Genomic DNA, 12,236 nt, shown 5'->3' with positions numbered 1-12,236 from the left:
CTTCACCTCCTAAACTTTCAGTCTTAAATCACGTGCGTTTGATAAACAAAAATATATAAATTGGTCACAAGTATGGTCATCCTCTTCGATAACTTGCGGATTTTCACTGTTGACTGTTTTTTCATTCCAGGAGAACTTTTTATGTTCCTCTATGAAGATTTCATTGCTATCCGCATGCTCCATCCCGGTTGGATATGGATTTTTAAGATAATAAAAACGACCTTGCGCTAAAAGGTCTGTAGGGTAGTCAATCATATCAACTTTCTTTTTCTTGGCGACTGGTGTTAAATGCTGTCGATAATCTTTATAATACTGGTTTCTAAGCGCTCCCTCAGCACTATCAATGGTACGGTTCATTATCCTGGCACCACGCCAATACTCTTGTTGTGCTGTCTTTGTTATGAATTCATTTAAGTCCTTTGATAAATCACTAGGAGCCTTCTTTTCAACTCTACCAGCCGGGCTATAGTAATAAGTATTTAGCAGTATCACATTCCCCTTAGCTGTTAGACCGTAACAACCATGAGTAGTAGCCGATTGTGAGTGCCCGCCGTCTGTAGAATAATAAAGAGCAATGATTCTATCGTCAGAAGGCAACTCCTCTAACTCTTTAAATAAGCTCATATTGTAGACATTATTTCCAAGACCTACCGGTTCACCTTTATACAAATACCGATAGTAATCATAATCATTCTTTTTGATTCGCTCGATATCATCAAGCATTTGTTCAGTAACAAAGCCCAATTCATCATCTAAATAACTTGAATGATGGACCAAATAGGCATCTTCACCAGTCATGCTGTCGGACCATTCATTTATCCAGTGGTATGGGTTCCTCGGTGGGTTATACGACCAGAATATCCGGACGAAATCAGCCAGTGGATGTTTCTGTCGCATAAATGTAACGTTCGTCTGGTCAAATTCCTCGGCACTACCAAATTCAGCAGCTTCTTCATACCAGACTGCAATTAAATTCCCGATGTCGTTAGATTTCAGCTTCTGGAAATCATCCGATCCATAGAAATAGAATGTTGATCCAGTTCCTTTATGCATTATCTTGAAAGGAGCAACCGTCATACTAAATTGATCCAGCAATCCGAACTTCTCAAGCGCCCATTGAATTTTTAGGAATACCGAATCTCGAATTGTGCTTGCTACTTTTCGAACGACAACAACGTTCGCCTTTTCTCCCTTGGTTAGATACCTAAGCATCATATAAACAAGCAGCAATGCAATAACAGATGACTTAAATGAGTTCCGGCCACCTCTTAATATGTTATACGGCTTGTCCGTGGTCCATACAGGTTTGAAATGCGGGTTAACTTCTTTCTGGATGTTTACAGTTACCTGCTTACTCACTTGCATCACTCCACTCGTCAACAATTGTAATAACTGGTGGAGAACCGCCGTCTTGTTCTTTGGTTATTTTCTCGGTTTCGGCCTTGGTCTTATCTATTTGATGCTGCATTAGTTCTAACTTAAGCTTTCTTTCATCTTCATCGTGCGCTAATTCAAGGAACTGCTTAACAAGATTCCTGTATTCAGCCATCGCTCTCGATTGCGCTCTTATATATGCTTCATATTGCTCAAATGCATAAACTACCTTGTATGCCTCGGAAGAACCTTCCATACCACTTGATTCCATTGATATTTCACTCAATGTGTCGTCATCATGTTCAACCCACATTATCTTCTGTAAATGTATAATGGCAGAAAATTTAATCTCAATCTGTAACCATAATTGATCGGCGATGGAAAAATCCTCAAAGTCCTCCATGATTTCCTTTTGGGTATCGGTGAAGTACTTTGCTCTAAGACCATGCTTTCTTGCGGCTGAGTTTCGTTTGGCAAATTGCTTTACCGGGCTAGGATTCCCAGCACCTTTTCTGCTCCCTTCTTTATATCGCTGTTCTTTTTTTGGTTGCACCTCTTTAGAATTGGTTGCAACCTTCCGTGTTTTAGTTGCATCTTTTTTCTTAGTTGCATCCCTCGTCCATTTTTCACGACTGCGACGACTTTTCAGTGTACCTTCTTTTACGCCGTGTTTTTCTGCTAGAGCCTTGAATGTTATTTTTGTAGTTTCCCATTCTAATCGAATTTTTTCCCAGTTCGGCATTTACATCAACTCCACCTCCGAATTCTTAAAATAAAAAACACCTATCTTTTTTACAGATAGATGTTTTTTGTGTATTACTCACCTTTAAATTTACTGATGATTTCCTCAGGCAAGAAATCATACAAGTTTCTCCCTTGCTTGTTACCGACCGCCTTAACTAGTGAATAATATTCGGTATAAACTTTTTTCAGTTCATCCGAATCACTCACTCCCCAGCTTCTTAAGTGAATTTTGGTTAATTCCATCGCAACATCAAGAATGTTTCTTCCGTTAGTTTCTTCTGACATAACATTCACCTCCCCATCTTTATCATACGACAAAAGAGGACTAATTACCTGCTAAATCTACTAATGATTATAATATTAATAAAGACCGTAAGGTCTTAAGGGGCACGCTCTAAATTTAATTAGTGCTCTATCCCAAAAAGACCCTTTCACTTTCCGGAAATCCGTGCGACATTCGTGCGACATATTAAGCAGCAGTAATTTCTTCCACTTTCTCTTTTGCTCGGTTTATATAAGTTCTGACTGTCCACTTACTTAAGCCTAATTTATCAGCTATTTGCTGCATACTCAATCCTTCCGCCGTATGCATGACATAACATTGCCTTTCTCTATCAGAGAAGTTCCTGAACAATTGAATCAACGCCATTCGCTGTTCCTGACTCATATACAACGGCTCTCGCTCTTTCCGCAGTTCCTCATTGATATCCGGCAAAATGTCCATATCATCATAAAACTTAGCGCGATATTTATCTTTTTTATCTACACCACGATACATATCGGGTTGCCTGCCAGTTCGCATCCAATCGATGGAATAGGTCATGCTGTCAATCATGCTGTTTATATGTGTCTTATCCTGTTGATCAGGAAGAAAATCATCACGGAGATTGTCCTTCGTCTTATTCAATCCCTTCCAACCTTCATCGTATTCTGCCAGTAATCTGTCTGCCCAGTTTTCTAGTTGTTTGCTGTTCATATTGTTCATTTACAACACTCCCTCAAGTAGTTGTTTTGCAAATAAAAAAGGACACCAAACAACGCTTCTTGCGTCATTCAGTGTCCTCCAGTTGGCTGGTAGAACTATTTTTTTAATTGTTTTGCTCTATTTGATCTTTCCTTGAACAACTCTTTGTTTTCATCCCAATCCCTAATTAAGATATACAAATAATCATCAACATCTACTTTATCGTCATACCCTAAATCCTTTCTCATTTCTAAAATTAATTCAGCTAAAATATAATTAAACTTAGCTTGTTCATCTTTACCGCCCTCATTAGTTAATAGTTGAGAATATCTTCTGTACTCAACAAACTTCTTTATAGTGTTTTCCCCAGCGAAAAACATTATGTCCTTAGTAAAGGATTCCATAGATTTTGTTGCATTTTCTTTAAGTTCTTCATCATCAACATCTTTGTATTTCACACCATTAAGAACATCGTAAAGCGCCCCACTAAACTCTGTGAACTTTTCAATCTTCTTTAGGTGCAAATTGCTTTCAGAAGCCTCTAGCTTTACAATTTCCTTCTGTAATTCATTTTTAAATGTTTCTAAGTTTTTCTTGTGTATCTGATCTGGGACCTTTTTTATATAATCAAATAACCAGTATGCTCCAATAATAATTACCACTTGCAAAATTAATATAATTATACTCAAAACTCTTCCCCCTCTTCCCTCCGCATTCGTTTCACCTTCCCTTGATGTGTAACGATTTTGTATTCCCCAAATGGCGGAAGCTCCCTCAATTTAGCTACTCCATCGCAAATAACTATTACACAACTGGAAGGTAAGTCCATTATATCAAATTCTAGCTTATTAGCTCCCTCTTCTAGTTGGAAATCTTCTTGGATTGTTGCCTGGATGTCTCTCTTATTCATGTGTACCAACCCCTCAGTATGGTATAATAAACTTAGTCAAATAGAGTTGGTTGCCGGGGAGATGAGCCCCGGCTTTTTTTATTGATTATTTTGCTAGATTGTTAGATTGCTCTCTCTAAATAATCCAATGGAACACCGTTATTTGTTTTGATTAAGTCAGTATTTAATACAAACCACTCGTAAGGAATACTTTTCCGTCCGCCGCTTAATTGGCTATCCCACCACTTTTTAAGCTCATCTATCGGAAGGTAATACGCTTCGTTATGTTTCTCAAAGTAAACGATAAAGAACGATATTCCGCCTTGGTCTTGATGATTAATCAAATAGTCCACTTGGTGTTGCTCCACATTTTTTAGTGGGAAACTCGTCCGAATCTTGGTGCTTTTAGCATCGAAAGCAATTGATCGCCCGTGACTGATTCCTACAAAGTCCACTGTGCCTTTCTTTTCTGGGAACGCTCTGACAACCCTTCCGGTCTTTTTGTTATAGTGAACATTCCATGGAGTAGGCACCTTGTCAACGAGCGCCATCCCTTTATTTTTGTAAACTTTATTGGAATATTCGATTATATTCTCTAATGTTTTTCCTCGCTTGCCATGGCTCATATAACCATCACCCCTCACGATAATTTCTTACGATACACAGCTTCCCAATAGCTATCACCGCTATCTCCGGAAAACTCCACAAACTTACCTCTACGCTTAAAATGCTTATGATATCTCGTCACCCGGCGAATCGGCTTCACACATTCGAAGCCTTCCGATTCCTTATCAATACACTGCAGCACACACTGATATTTATCCGGATGGCGTACTCTGCTGATTGCTTGCATGGATTATTCCTCCCCGTATGCTCGAATAGCATCATTCTTGGCGGTCACGTAATTCCACTCCAATGTATACAGGCTTACATCGTCTAGACTTCTTCCGTCCGTTGTTTCAAAGACGCCTAGTTTTCTAAGGTTCATGATTAGAAATTTCTTGCGTTGACTGACTTCTGTATCTCTTAGTGATTTATCTAGTGTTTGCACGGTTAGACCTCCTTTAAATCTTCTTCTTTCACAAATATTCCATTAACCATTTCACCGCGGCGATCAGCGATTTCGTTATAAGCCATCTGCAAACATTCTTCTAGGGTTAAGCCGTTTTGTTGACCTAGAATGATAAGTGTTACAAGCACATCACCAATACCATCTTGGAGAGCAACTCTATCATCCCTTGCCAACGCTGCAGCAACTTCACCGACTTCTTCTGTGACTTTTAGAAATTGCTTACTGCTTTCTGCTTTGTCCAACCCTTTGTTGATGCTCCATTGTTCAACGTTTTCGACTAACTTTATTAGATTCATTGGTTTAATCTCCCTTTCAATACTTACTATCCATATTTGGATTTAATTTACGTACATCTTCTAAAAACTCTCGAATCGTATTCGATTCTCGGGCAGCAACAAACATGTCCATTTCGTCATCATGACTTCTTGTGTCATGATACTTCCGTCTGAAAAATCTCACTTCTTCGTTTACTTCCTGGAGCTTTTCATGCCATTTATCGTAAAGTTTTTCAGGTGTCATTGGTTAGTCTCCTTTTAATAGTTAGTATTTTGTTCGAACTACGAATTACTTTAATTCAAAAAACTTAAAGATATTCTTAAACCTCCTACTATTCCCTTTCTGTGACTTATTAGTTTTTCATCTTCAATAGGAGTACTCCCTAATATTTTCTCTTGTTCAATAATTTCATTGAATAGTGTTGCCTTTGTATCATTCAATAGAGTTTCTAATTGACGCACTCTTTCTGTTAACCTTTCGTTATCTCTCTCGCAAATTTCTTTCACTTTATTAATTCTTTGATTTTCTTTTTCTAATTCAATTACTTTCTCCCAACCCTTAACCGCTCTGTCTGTTTGTTCTTTAAAAGACTTTCTTAATTCTTGATAAGCCTTTTCTGAATCAAGTAAACTTCTGTTTAACCAATCGTTATCCTTTTCTAAAATTTCCACACGATTTATAAGCCACTCTGCATGTTCTCGGTCAAAGGTTACTATCTGATTCATGTTATAAACTTGTTCTAAAAATATTTCTTTTATTTTCTCTAATTCACTCATTAGTATTTATCTCCTCTAATTCAGGATTTTCATATATATTTCCGATAATCACAGGGTTGTCGTCTCCTTCAAGTGCTTCACTTAATAAATACTCATTAACCCAAAACGCACCATCTCTCCACTCGACCACACTAGTTTTTTCAAAACTGAATTCTACACCTTGAACGGACGCTACTGTGATGTGGTAGGCATAAATATCACCCTCATAAATCTCTTTTCCATTGCTATCTTTTAGTCCTGTGAATTGGTTTATTGACACTGTATTGGTTTCAACAAAAAACGGTGGTTCGATTTCTCTTTCGCAATCATCAATTTGTTGTACATACATAAGACTTCCATCTTCCCAAAATCCAAATTTGTTAAAATATATAAATTCTTTTTCTTCCTTGTCCCATACACGAAACTTAATTTCTCTCACTGTTATTCTCCTTTCAACTAGTCCACAATTCGTGTCAACTCTCAACCAACAACAACTCTCTCTTATGCTTCCGATTCTTATTTTCTTGCCTTACCAGTTCTTTGTTTTCGCCTTGAGCATAAATTTCAATGACCGTTAAAATTTCATTGTGCTTGTTTATGTGTTTCCGTTCGATCATCCAGCGTGGAGTCATGGGTTAGTCCTCCTTATACTTCTTTTGTTTCAACTCTGAAATGCAATCAAGAAGTACATCAATTGCGACATCAATGTTTTCGTTGTATTCCCTCACTCTTTGTGGAGTTCTTTTTATTTCGTAAGCACCACCACCGAAGCTAACGCTCGTTCGATTAGGTAATTTCATGAAGTCCGCTAACTCAAGCCTCAGTTCGTATGCTCTTTCATATCCCATATGCGTTAAGTTAAATTTCTTTTTAAACTCTCTATTCGATTGGATATAATCATTCTGCTTGGCATATTCAGGAAACTGTTCACGCAATTCTTTGATATAATTAATTCTACCTTTCACCTTTTCCGCAAAATCTTCTTTGCTTTCGTCATCGTTCCAATAGAAATCATCTTCTTGCCTGTATCCATCTAACACGAATGCTATTTTCACCTTATAGAATTCTTCATCATCTGAAACAGATATTATTGACAACATTTCTACCAATTCATTGCCTAACACATTCTGCAATTCCTTTTTTAAATCTTCTTTTTCTTTCTCCCTGCGTTCTTGCAGTTCCTTATATTCTGATTTCCTTATTTCCGCTAATGTCATAGTCATTTTAATTCCTCCTAGTTATAGTTTTAAGAGCGTCTCCCCCCTGTATGTATAAAATCTATTAATCTGTCACGAAACGCTCCCTATGTTGTTATTTGCGCTTAAAACCAGCTTGAATGTGGCGACTTAACCTCAATCTGCGTTAATTCCAAGAAAGCAAGTTGCTTATATAATTCTTTTAACGTTTTTCCGTTTGTTTCGTAATATCCCAATGCATGCAGTTCTTCGATTACATTTTCCATTTCTCGTTCATGCAATCCCTTCATTACAGAACCCCTCCTTTTCCGTTTTGGCTTGTTTATTGCTTTATCGATATCCCATTTGTGGAGCTTGACCCGGCTGTAAAATGTTCTGCGGTCGATGTTGTTTTTCTCTGCTTGGAAGTAGTGTTCGGGTTTTATTTGACTCATTGGGATTCGCCTTTCAGGGCTTGGCGGGATTCAAGGAGCATATCCCAAGCTAGGTTGTCATTAAATTCTCTGTTTGCCCAAAGTTCTTCGATATTTTCCAATGCCTGTTTGTAGCGTTTGTTTTCATTCCAATACTCTTTCATGCGCTTTCTATCCCAAGTCCTTTTCTCTCTTAAAGACTCTTGTTGGAATTCTAATTCCTCAACACGCTCAAGCAAATAATCAACATCTTCCGGCTTTATGCATCGTTCGTATTCCCAGTTGCCTTGAATGCCTTTCAATCGATCAGTCATCACTATCCCTCCACATTCTTTAATCTCTCAATCCGTCCCCTAAGCTTTTTATTTTGCCGTCTAAGGTCTTTGTTGCTTTGCGATAATCGGTCAAATTCCATTGCTTCGAGAATCCTCTTTAATCTGGGAATACCGATTGTCTGCTGTTTCGTTAATACATATCGTAGTTGGCGTTGGGCTTCTTCGTAGTTCACGATATCTCATCCAATCTGTATGCTACTGTTACATTTTCGCCATTCTCTGCCCTTATTCGATGGGACGGGGAAGAAATGACTGACAACTTTTTCTTATCAAACCCCAGTTTTTCTTTAATTTCTCTTCTCGTTCCCATATCTAGCATCTTCTCTCCTTTGTAAACAGCATACTCAACGGCATCATAATCTTTTTTCAATCCGAGGTTTTTAGCTTTGGCATAAAGTGATGAAGCACTTCTGTTTAATTTTTTGGATAATGCTGGCGTGCTTAATTTCCCGTAGTTTTCTTCAAAGTAAATCAGTTCCTTCGTTGTCCATGGCCTTGTCATTTGGTTACCTCCAGTAAATGACTGTGTTCAAAGGTATTTCCGATTATTTCAACATCCTTATCATTTTTAATCAGCTTTCCTAATTCGTAAGCTAACGCTCCGCCTAAATGAGTTCCGTCCATTGGTGGTTCATAATCTGTCTGAACAAGGAAGGACGCATTTTTATACTCAACAACGCCTTTTTGCTTTTCGCCGTCTCCATATAAGTCAAACTCGACAACATCACCCTCAATAATCGGTGTATCTTTTATATCTGTTTCGCCTGTAACTTGCCCAACCGATTCAGGATGCACTTTCACCCAAAAATCATGCACGATATATTCGTCATCAACTTCCACCAAATCTCCCACAATCCATGGCTCGCTTCCGTTCTGGATAAGGTTTCCAACTACCCAGCCGTTATCATGTTCAAATCCCATTTCGTTTAGTTCCTCAATTGGCATGATTGCTTTTCCTCGGTACTTTATCTCCCTCATTCAGAATCACCATCCAATAGTTCTGGGTTTTCGTAGATGTTTCCGATGATTTCATGATAGATTGCCGGTTTATCGTTTCGGAAAAATGTATCTTCACCTTGCTCTTCAAACAATGCATGCCAGCTTTTATTTGGATATATTTGAATTGGCACAAAACCAAATGCAGCAACTTCTTTTATCCAACAACAAACTGATACATTTTTATATTTATCCATAGTGATGTCGTGTTCGTATAATTCCTTGCCGTTCTTATCGACTAGGCCTGTGTATTGGCTGATTGTGTCAGATTCTACATAGAACGTAGCGCCACTTTCTGTTTGAATTTCCGTCCATTGACCTTCACTGCCACTATTGAAGAACAACCCATACACCCATTTATTTCCATGCATAGCAAGTCCTCTAAACTTTATCTCCCTCATTCAGAATCACCCTCCAACGCTTTGTATTCGTCCACGATGTCATAAACTTCTACAATGTCATCTGTGTCACAAAGCCTGTTTAACAAATCACGATAACGCTCATTTTGCCGTTTCAACTCATCCCATTCCTCACTTTTATCAATCAACACTGTGTCTAGCTTTAAGCCATCAACAAAGATACGTCCCGTTTCCTCATCAACGCCCATATAATCGCGTACATTAACTTTGTTGTTAGTTACATCTCCTACAGTTACTTTCATTCCGTCCCCTCCAATTCATCAAGGAGCATCATGATTTCTACATAATCCTCTAAATCTTGAGGTATTAATTCTCTAATTCGTTTGCTCACTTGACTGGAATGTGTTTCCAGTTCCTCAATCCGTTCTAATAAACCCACAACATAAACCTGTCCGTCTCTCAACTCCTGCAAGGCATGTATAGCTAATTCTTTTCCAGTCCAGTTGCTAGGAGTAAATGGCTCGGGATATTTTTCAGCACCTTTTTGTAATTGCATGAGCCTAACATCATCAACGAGCTTGTCTACTTTTTTATAAAATGGATGGTAGATGTGTTTGATTAGGTTTTCGTCCACTAAATCATTCCTTTCTTCCGATAAGCAAACGCCCGTGTAACCTTGTTCTCCATAGCCTGATGAAATAGAGCCAAGAATATTTCTTCCGGAGCTCGCTTGTACTTCTCGGCGATATTCTCAAGCTCCATTCCGTTATTCCAAGCGATTGTGATTGATTCCAATTGGTCTTTGGGAAATGCTAATTCCAGATCTTCCAGGACGAATACATAGTCTCGGTGTCTTGTTTGTTTTAATAGTGGAGCGCGATAAGCGTGCATAGTGTTCATTGCGCCACATCCTCAATCGTCATCTGATTCTCTTCCAGCCCGACTTCTTTTTGTTCTTTTTGCCACTTTTTGAAGCACTTCGGGCCGAATTTGCGCTCAATGCTGCGTTTATCCTTGAGCTTCCGACCGCATCGGATGCATGTTGACATTTAGACCGCCCCTCTCTGCAACTTGGTTTTATGCGATTCTCCCCGACAATGACCTGCGTTGTGACCTAATCTAAATGCCTTATCAAGTGCGGTCGATAAAAGTTCCTCGTCCAGCAAATCCATTCGGTGCAGCCTTAAAACCGCAATCTTGATGGCATTCTTTTCCTTCTCCCGTTCTCTTGCATAACGCTCCAAATTATCCATTCATGACCGCCTCCTGGTTATATCTATAATCGAGTGATACGAACTTTCCGTACTCCTTCAAAAATGCCAGTTCCACTGTTCCTGTTGGTCCGTTACGCTGTTTAGATAAAATAATCTCGATAACATTCTGCTTTTCAGATTCCGCATCGTAGTAGTCATCCCGGTATAGGAAACCAATCACGTCTGCATCTTGCTCGATGTTTCCAGACTCCCGTAAGTCCGACATCATCGGTCGCTTGTCTTGTCGATGTTCAACACCCCTTGATAGCTGGGATAACAGGATGATTGGAATGTTTAACTCTTTTGCTAGTAGCTTTAACTCTCGAGTCATTGCTCCGACTTCCAGGTCCCGTCGCTCATAACGTCCAGTGGATGTGATTAATTGTAGGTAGTCGATGATGACTAGATGTCTGCCTTCCGGATCACTCGTAACGCTCTTTCTAATCCGGGCTTTAATCTGATTCAACGTGTTTTCGTGCTCATGTATGTGTAAATCCCATTCAGACAGTATGCCGATTGCTGTGGATGCTTTTGCATAATCTTCTTGGGAAAACCGCATAGTCTGCCATTTCTGCCCGTCCACCCGAGATTCTGCGGAAATCATCCGTTGCAAGAGTTGCTTAGTTCCCATTTCCAAGCTGAATATGTGCGTTGTTCCACCATTTTGGCAATGTCCGGCACCGATGTTTAATGCGAATGCTGTTTTACCAACAGAAGGCCGGGCAGCAATGATAATCAAGTCCGTTGGTTGTGTTCCACCCGTCATTTCGTCAAAGTCCGCATAACCTGTTTTATAGCCCCGTTGGGTACTTTCCGGAGGTTCCAGCATATCCGCCGCAATCTCCATGAGATAATCTTTTGTTGACCTTCCTTGTTCCTGGATGCCGACTTCTTTAATGTTTTCCAGTTGAGCAAGTAGCTTCGGAAGTTCTTCGTCACTTGGATTTTCCGCATACTGCATAGTGATTCGCTTTGTTTCACGATTCCGGTATGCTTCAAAAACGATAGATTCATAGTGTTTGAGCGTTTCTGTGCTCGGGATAGATTCAGCTAGGGATACGAGATAACTCACTCCACCGACTTGATTTACTGCATCCCCTAGCTCCTTTGTAACAGTTATTGCATCGATGTCTATGTGTTTCTTGTTGACTTCTGCCATAGCTCTAAATATTTGCTGGTGCCTAGCTTCGTAAAAGTGTTTAGATTCGATTGTTAAGGTTTCGAATAGAGAACCTTCCAGCAATACCGATCCTATTACTGCTTGTTCTGCTTGTGGGTTGTGCATCATTTGGATTTATCCTTTATCAATTTTTCTAGGTTGCGTTTAAATTCTTGTTTTACATGGTCCGGCACCTGCGCAGCTTCCCTTTCCCACTGGCGAACCTTTTCTAGGTGTTCGTTTTTAGGTGGGGCATATGCTGCGATTTCTGCCAACGACGGCGGGAATGAACTGTTTACCATGTGTTCACTCAATCTAGCCATAACCCGGTCATAGTCCATTTTTTCCAGTTGAGGAATCATGATCTGTATTTTTCTTTCTGTCAGTTCGAATCTTGGGTAAAGCTCGTTGATTGTTTCCAAAATTTCTAGCGCTTGGTTACGGTTCATGT

At 39.4% G+C, this 12,236-nt stretch carries 28 protein-coding genes; all 28 read right to left on the bottom strand.

The features are described from left to right. Positions 1 to 9: 9 nt before the first annotated feature. A complete protein-coding gene (locus L3V42_RS12720; RefSeq protein ID WP_439651892.1) occupies positions 10 to 1,365 on the bottom strand; it encodes a PBSX family phage terminase large subunit in 1,356 nt (451 codons plus the stop codon). After that, complete coding sequence (locus L3V42_RS12715; RefSeq protein ID WP_238472143.1) at positions 1,352 to 2,116, bottom strand: hypothetical protein; 765 nt, start codon at positions 2,114 to 2,116, stop codon at positions 1,352 to 1,354. The genes L3V42_RS12720 and L3V42_RS12715 overlap by 14 nt, the downstream gene beginning before the upstream one ends. Before the next feature lie 74 nt (positions 2,117 to 2,190). Next, on the bottom strand, positions 2,191 to 2,403 hold the full coding sequence (locus L3V42_RS12710; RefSeq protein ID WP_238472142.1) for a hypothetical protein: 213 nt from the start codon (positions 2,401 to 2,403) through the stop codon (positions 2,191 to 2,193). A 184-nt stretch (positions 2,404 to 2,587) separates the two neighbouring features. Continuing rightward, positions 2,588 to 3,103: a sigma-70 family RNA polymerase sigma factor gene (locus tag L3V42_RS12705; protein WP_238472141.1), complete on the bottom strand. Its 516-nt coding sequence runs from the start codon at positions 3,101 to 3,103 to the stop codon at positions 2,588 to 2,590. A gap of 95 nt (positions 3,104 to 3,198) precedes the next feature. Next, positions 3,199 to 3,771, bottom strand: coding sequence for a hypothetical protein (locus tag L3V42_RS12700; RefSeq protein ID WP_235761334.1), 573 nt, complete (start codon positions 3,769 to 3,771; stop codon positions 3,199 to 3,201). Then, a complete protein-coding gene (locus L3V42_RS12695) occupies positions 3,768 to 3,992 on the bottom strand; it encodes an XtrA/YqaO family protein (RefSeq protein ID WP_235761333.1) in 225 nt (74 codons plus the stop codon). Before L3V42_RS12695 ends, L3V42_RS12700 begins: the two co-directional genes overlap by 4 nt. Before the next feature lie 101 nt (positions 3,993 to 4,093). After that, a complete protein-coding gene (gene recU / locus L3V42_RS12690) occupies positions 4,094 to 4,597 on the bottom strand; it encodes a Holliday junction resolvase RecU (RefSeq protein WP_238472140.1) in 504 nt (167 codons plus the stop codon). 14 nt (positions 4,598 to 4,611) lie between these two features. Next, entirely contained in the window at positions 4,612 to 4,824 is a 213-nt protein-coding gene (locus tag L3V42_RS12685) for a hypothetical protein (RefSeq protein WP_238472139.1), read from the bottom strand. 3 nt (positions 4,825 to 4,827) lie between these two features. Further along, positions 4,828 to 5,022, bottom strand: a complete 195-nt coding sequence (locus tag L3V42_RS12680; protein ID WP_238472138.1) for a hypothetical protein — start codon at positions 5,020 to 5,022, stop codon at positions 4,828 to 4,830. A 2-nt stretch (positions 5,023 to 5,024) separates the two neighbouring features. Further along, a complete protein-coding gene (locus L3V42_RS12675) occupies positions 5,025 to 5,339 on the bottom strand; it encodes a MazG-like family protein (RefSeq protein WP_238472137.1) in 315 nt (104 codons plus the stop codon). A gap of 16 nt (positions 5,340 to 5,355) precedes the next feature. Further along, the gene (locus tag L3V42_RS12670; protein ID WP_238472136.1) at positions 5,356 to 5,562 is read right to left on the bottom strand and encodes a hypothetical protein; all 207 of its coding nucleotides are present in this window, start codon (positions 5,560 to 5,562) and stop codon (positions 5,356 to 5,358) included. A gap of 50 nt (positions 5,563 to 5,612) precedes the next feature. After that, the gene (locus L3V42_RS12665) at positions 5,613 to 6,095 is read right to left on the bottom strand and encodes a hypothetical protein (protein WP_238472135.1); all 483 of its coding nucleotides are present in this window, start codon (positions 6,093 to 6,095) and stop codon (positions 5,613 to 5,615) included. Next, positions 6,088 to 6,513, bottom strand: coding sequence for a YopX family protein (locus L3V42_RS12660; RefSeq protein ID WP_238472134.1), 426 nt, complete (start codon positions 6,511 to 6,513; stop codon positions 6,088 to 6,090). The genes L3V42_RS12665 and L3V42_RS12660 overlap by 8 nt, the downstream gene beginning before the upstream one ends. 34 nt (positions 6,514 to 6,547) lie before the next feature. Next, entirely contained in the window at positions 6,548 to 6,706 is a 159-nt protein-coding gene (locus L3V42_RS12655) for a hypothetical protein (RefSeq protein ID WP_238472133.1), read from the bottom strand. Between the two features lie 3 nt (positions 6,707 to 6,709). Next, positions 6,710 to 7,297, bottom strand: coding sequence for a hypothetical protein (locus L3V42_RS12650; RefSeq protein WP_238472132.1), 588 nt, complete (start codon positions 7,295 to 7,297; stop codon positions 6,710 to 6,712). A 98-nt stretch (positions 7,298 to 7,395) separates the two neighbouring features. Further along, positions 7,396 to 7,704, bottom strand: coding sequence for a hypothetical protein (locus tag L3V42_RS12645; RefSeq protein ID WP_238472131.1), 309 nt, complete (start codon positions 7,702 to 7,704; stop codon positions 7,396 to 7,398). Further along, a complete protein-coding gene (locus L3V42_RS12640; protein WP_238472130.1) occupies positions 7,701 to 7,997 on the bottom strand; it encodes a hypothetical protein in 297 nt (98 codons plus the stop codon). The genes L3V42_RS12645 and L3V42_RS12640 overlap by 4 nt, the downstream gene beginning before the upstream one ends. Before the next feature lie 2 nt (positions 7,998 to 7,999). Continuing rightward, positions 8,000 to 8,191: a hypothetical protein gene (locus tag L3V42_RS12635; protein WP_238472129.1), complete on the bottom strand. Its 192-nt coding sequence runs from the start codon at positions 8,189 to 8,191 to the stop codon at positions 8,000 to 8,002. Further along, positions 8,188 to 8,520, bottom strand: coding sequence for an NUDIX hydrolase (locus L3V42_RS12630; RefSeq protein ID WP_238472128.1), 333 nt, complete (start codon positions 8,518 to 8,520; stop codon positions 8,188 to 8,190). Before L3V42_RS12630 ends, L3V42_RS12635 begins: the two co-directional genes overlap by 4 nt. Then, on the bottom strand, positions 8,517 to 8,996 hold the full coding sequence (locus L3V42_RS12625) for a YopX family protein (RefSeq protein WP_238472127.1): 480 nt from the start codon (positions 8,994 to 8,996) through the stop codon (positions 8,517 to 8,519). The genes L3V42_RS12630 and L3V42_RS12625 overlap by 4 nt, the downstream gene beginning before the upstream one ends. Next, positions 8,993 to 9,415, bottom strand: coding sequence for a YopX family protein (locus L3V42_RS12620; protein WP_238472126.1), 423 nt, complete (start codon positions 9,413 to 9,415; stop codon positions 8,993 to 8,995). Before L3V42_RS12620 ends, L3V42_RS12625 begins: the two co-directional genes overlap by 4 nt. Beyond that, positions 9,412 to 9,675 carry a hypothetical protein gene (locus tag L3V42_RS12615; RefSeq protein WP_238472125.1) on the bottom strand — a complete coding sequence of 88 codons (264 nt, stop codon included), beginning with the start codon at positions 9,673 to 9,675 and terminating at the stop codon, positions 9,412 to 9,414. The genes L3V42_RS12620 and L3V42_RS12615 overlap by 4 nt, the downstream gene beginning before the upstream one ends. Beyond that, positions 9,672 to 10,007 (bottom strand): hypothetical protein, encoded by a 336-nt coding sequence (locus tag L3V42_RS12610; RefSeq protein WP_238472124.1) that lies wholly within the window; start codon positions 10,005 to 10,007, stop codon positions 9,672 to 9,674. Before L3V42_RS12610 ends, L3V42_RS12615 begins: the two co-directional genes overlap by 4 nt. Beyond that, positions 10,007 to 10,273: a hypothetical protein gene (locus L3V42_RS12605; RefSeq protein ID WP_238472123.1), complete on the bottom strand. Its 267-nt coding sequence runs from the start codon at positions 10,271 to 10,273 to the stop codon at positions 10,007 to 10,009. The genes L3V42_RS12610 and L3V42_RS12605 overlap by 1 nt, the downstream gene beginning before the upstream one ends. Then, positions 10,270 to 10,422 carry a DUF6011 domain-containing protein gene (locus tag L3V42_RS12600; protein ID WP_238472122.1) on the bottom strand — a complete coding sequence of 51 codons (153 nt, stop codon included), beginning with the start codon at positions 10,420 to 10,422 and terminating at the stop codon, positions 10,270 to 10,272. The genes L3V42_RS12605 and L3V42_RS12600 overlap by 4 nt, the downstream gene beginning before the upstream one ends. After that, positions 10,423 to 10,626, bottom strand: a complete 204-nt coding sequence (locus tag L3V42_RS12595) for a hypothetical protein (protein WP_238472121.1) — start codon at positions 10,624 to 10,626, stop codon at positions 10,423 to 10,425. Further along, complete coding sequence (gene dnaB / locus L3V42_RS12590; protein ID WP_238472120.1) at positions 10,619 to 11,914, bottom strand: replicative DNA helicase; 1,296 nt, start codon at positions 11,912 to 11,914, stop codon at positions 10,619 to 10,621. Before dnaB ends, L3V42_RS12595 begins: the two co-directional genes overlap by 8 nt. Then, positions 11,911 to 12,234: a replicative helicase loader/inhibitor gene (locus tag L3V42_RS12585; protein WP_238472119.1), complete on the bottom strand. Its 324-nt coding sequence runs from the start codon at positions 12,232 to 12,234 to the stop codon at positions 11,911 to 11,913. Before L3V42_RS12585 ends, dnaB begins: the two co-directional genes overlap by 4 nt. Positions 12,235 to 12,236 lie beyond the last annotated feature (2 nt).

This window comes from Oceanobacillus alkalisoli, assembly GCF_022213125.1.
Lineage (GTDB): Bacteria > Bacillota > Bacilli > Bacillales > Amphibacillaceae > Oceanobacillus > Oceanobacillus alkalisoli.
This window is presented reverse-complemented; position numbering and strand designations above follow the sequence as displayed.

Coding starts and splice junctions, on each gene's coding strand:
- L3V42_RS12620 (WP_238472126.1), bottom strand. CDS start 9,415: ATGAGGGAGATAAAGTTTAGAGGACTTGCTATGCATGGAAATAAATGG.
- L3V42_RS12630 (WP_238472128.1), bottom strand. CDS start 8,520: ATGACAAGGCCATGGACAACGAAGGAACTGATTTACTTTGAAGAAAAC.
- L3V42_RS12705 (WP_238472141.1), bottom strand. CDS start 3,103: ATGAACAATATGAACAGCAAACAACTAGAAAACTGGGCAGACAGATTA.
- L3V42_RS12675 (WP_238472137.1), bottom strand. CDS start 5,339: ATGAATCTAATAAAGTTAGTCGAAAACGTTGAACAATGGAGCATCAAC.
- recU (WP_238472140.1), bottom strand. CDS start 4,597: ATGAGCCATGGCAAGCGAGGAAAAACATTAGAGAATATAATCGAATAT.
- L3V42_RS12640 (WP_238472130.1), bottom strand. CDS start 7,997: ATGACTGATCGATTGAAAGGCATTCAAGGCAACTGGGAATACGAACGA.
- L3V42_RS12615 (WP_238472125.1), bottom strand. CDS start 9,675: ATGAAAGTAACTGTAGGAGATGTAACTAACAACAAAGTTAATGTACGC.
- L3V42_RS12600 (WP_238472122.1), bottom strand. CDS start 10,422: ATGTCAACATGCATCCGATGCGGTCGGAAGCTCAAGGATAAACGCAGC.
- L3V42_RS12595 (WP_238472121.1), bottom strand. CDS start 10,626: ATGGATAATTTGGAGCGTTATGCAAGAGAACGGGAGAAGGAAAAGAAT.
- L3V42_RS12625 (WP_238472127.1), bottom strand. CDS start 8,996: ATGAGGGAGATAAAGTACCGAGGAAAAGCAATCATGCCAATTGAGGAA.
- L3V42_RS12710 (WP_238472142.1), bottom strand. CDS start 2,403: ATGTCAGAAGAAACTAACGGAAGAAACATTCTTGATGTTGCGATGGAA.
- L3V42_RS12585 (WP_238472119.1), bottom strand. CDS start 12,234: ATGAACCGTAACCAAGCGCTAGAAATTTTGGAAACAATCAACGAGCTT.
- L3V42_RS12715 (WP_238472143.1), bottom strand. CDS start 2,116: ATGCCGAACTGGGAAAAAATTCGATTAGAATGGGAAACTACAAAAATA.
- L3V42_RS12670 (WP_238472136.1), bottom strand. CDS start 5,562: ATGACACCTGAAAAACTTTACGATAAATGGCATGAAAAGCTCCAGGAA.
- L3V42_RS12720 (WP_439651892.1), bottom strand. CDS start 1,365: ATGCAAGTGAGTAAGCAGGTAACTGTAAACATCCAGAAAGAAGTTAAC.
- L3V42_RS12645 (WP_238472131.1), bottom strand. CDS start 7,704: ATGAGTCAAATAAAACCCGAACACTACTTCCAAGCAGAGAAAAACAAC.
- L3V42_RS12665 (WP_238472135.1), bottom strand. CDS start 6,095: ATGAGTGAATTAGAGAAAATAAAAGAAATATTTTTAGAACAAGTTTAT.
- L3V42_RS12650 (WP_238472132.1), bottom strand. CDS start 7,297: ATGACTATGACATTAGCGGAAATAAGGAAATCAGAATATAAGGAACTG.
- L3V42_RS12605 (WP_238472123.1), bottom strand. CDS start 10,273: ATGAACACTATGCACGCTTATCGCGCTCCACTATTAAAACAAACAAGA.
- dnaB (WP_238472120.1), bottom strand. CDS start 11,914: ATGATGCACAACCCACAAGCAGAACAAGCAGTAATAGGATCGGTATTG.
- L3V42_RS12685 (WP_238472139.1), bottom strand. CDS start 4,824: ATGCAAGCAATCAGCAGAGTACGCCATCCGGATAAATATCAGTGTGTG.
- L3V42_RS12655 (WP_238472133.1), bottom strand. CDS start 6,706: ATGACTCCACGCTGGATGATCGAACGGAAACACATAAACAAGCACAAT.
- L3V42_RS12695 (WP_235761333.1), bottom strand. CDS start 3,992: ATGAATAAGAGAGACATCCAGGCAACAATCCAAGAAGATTTCCAACTA.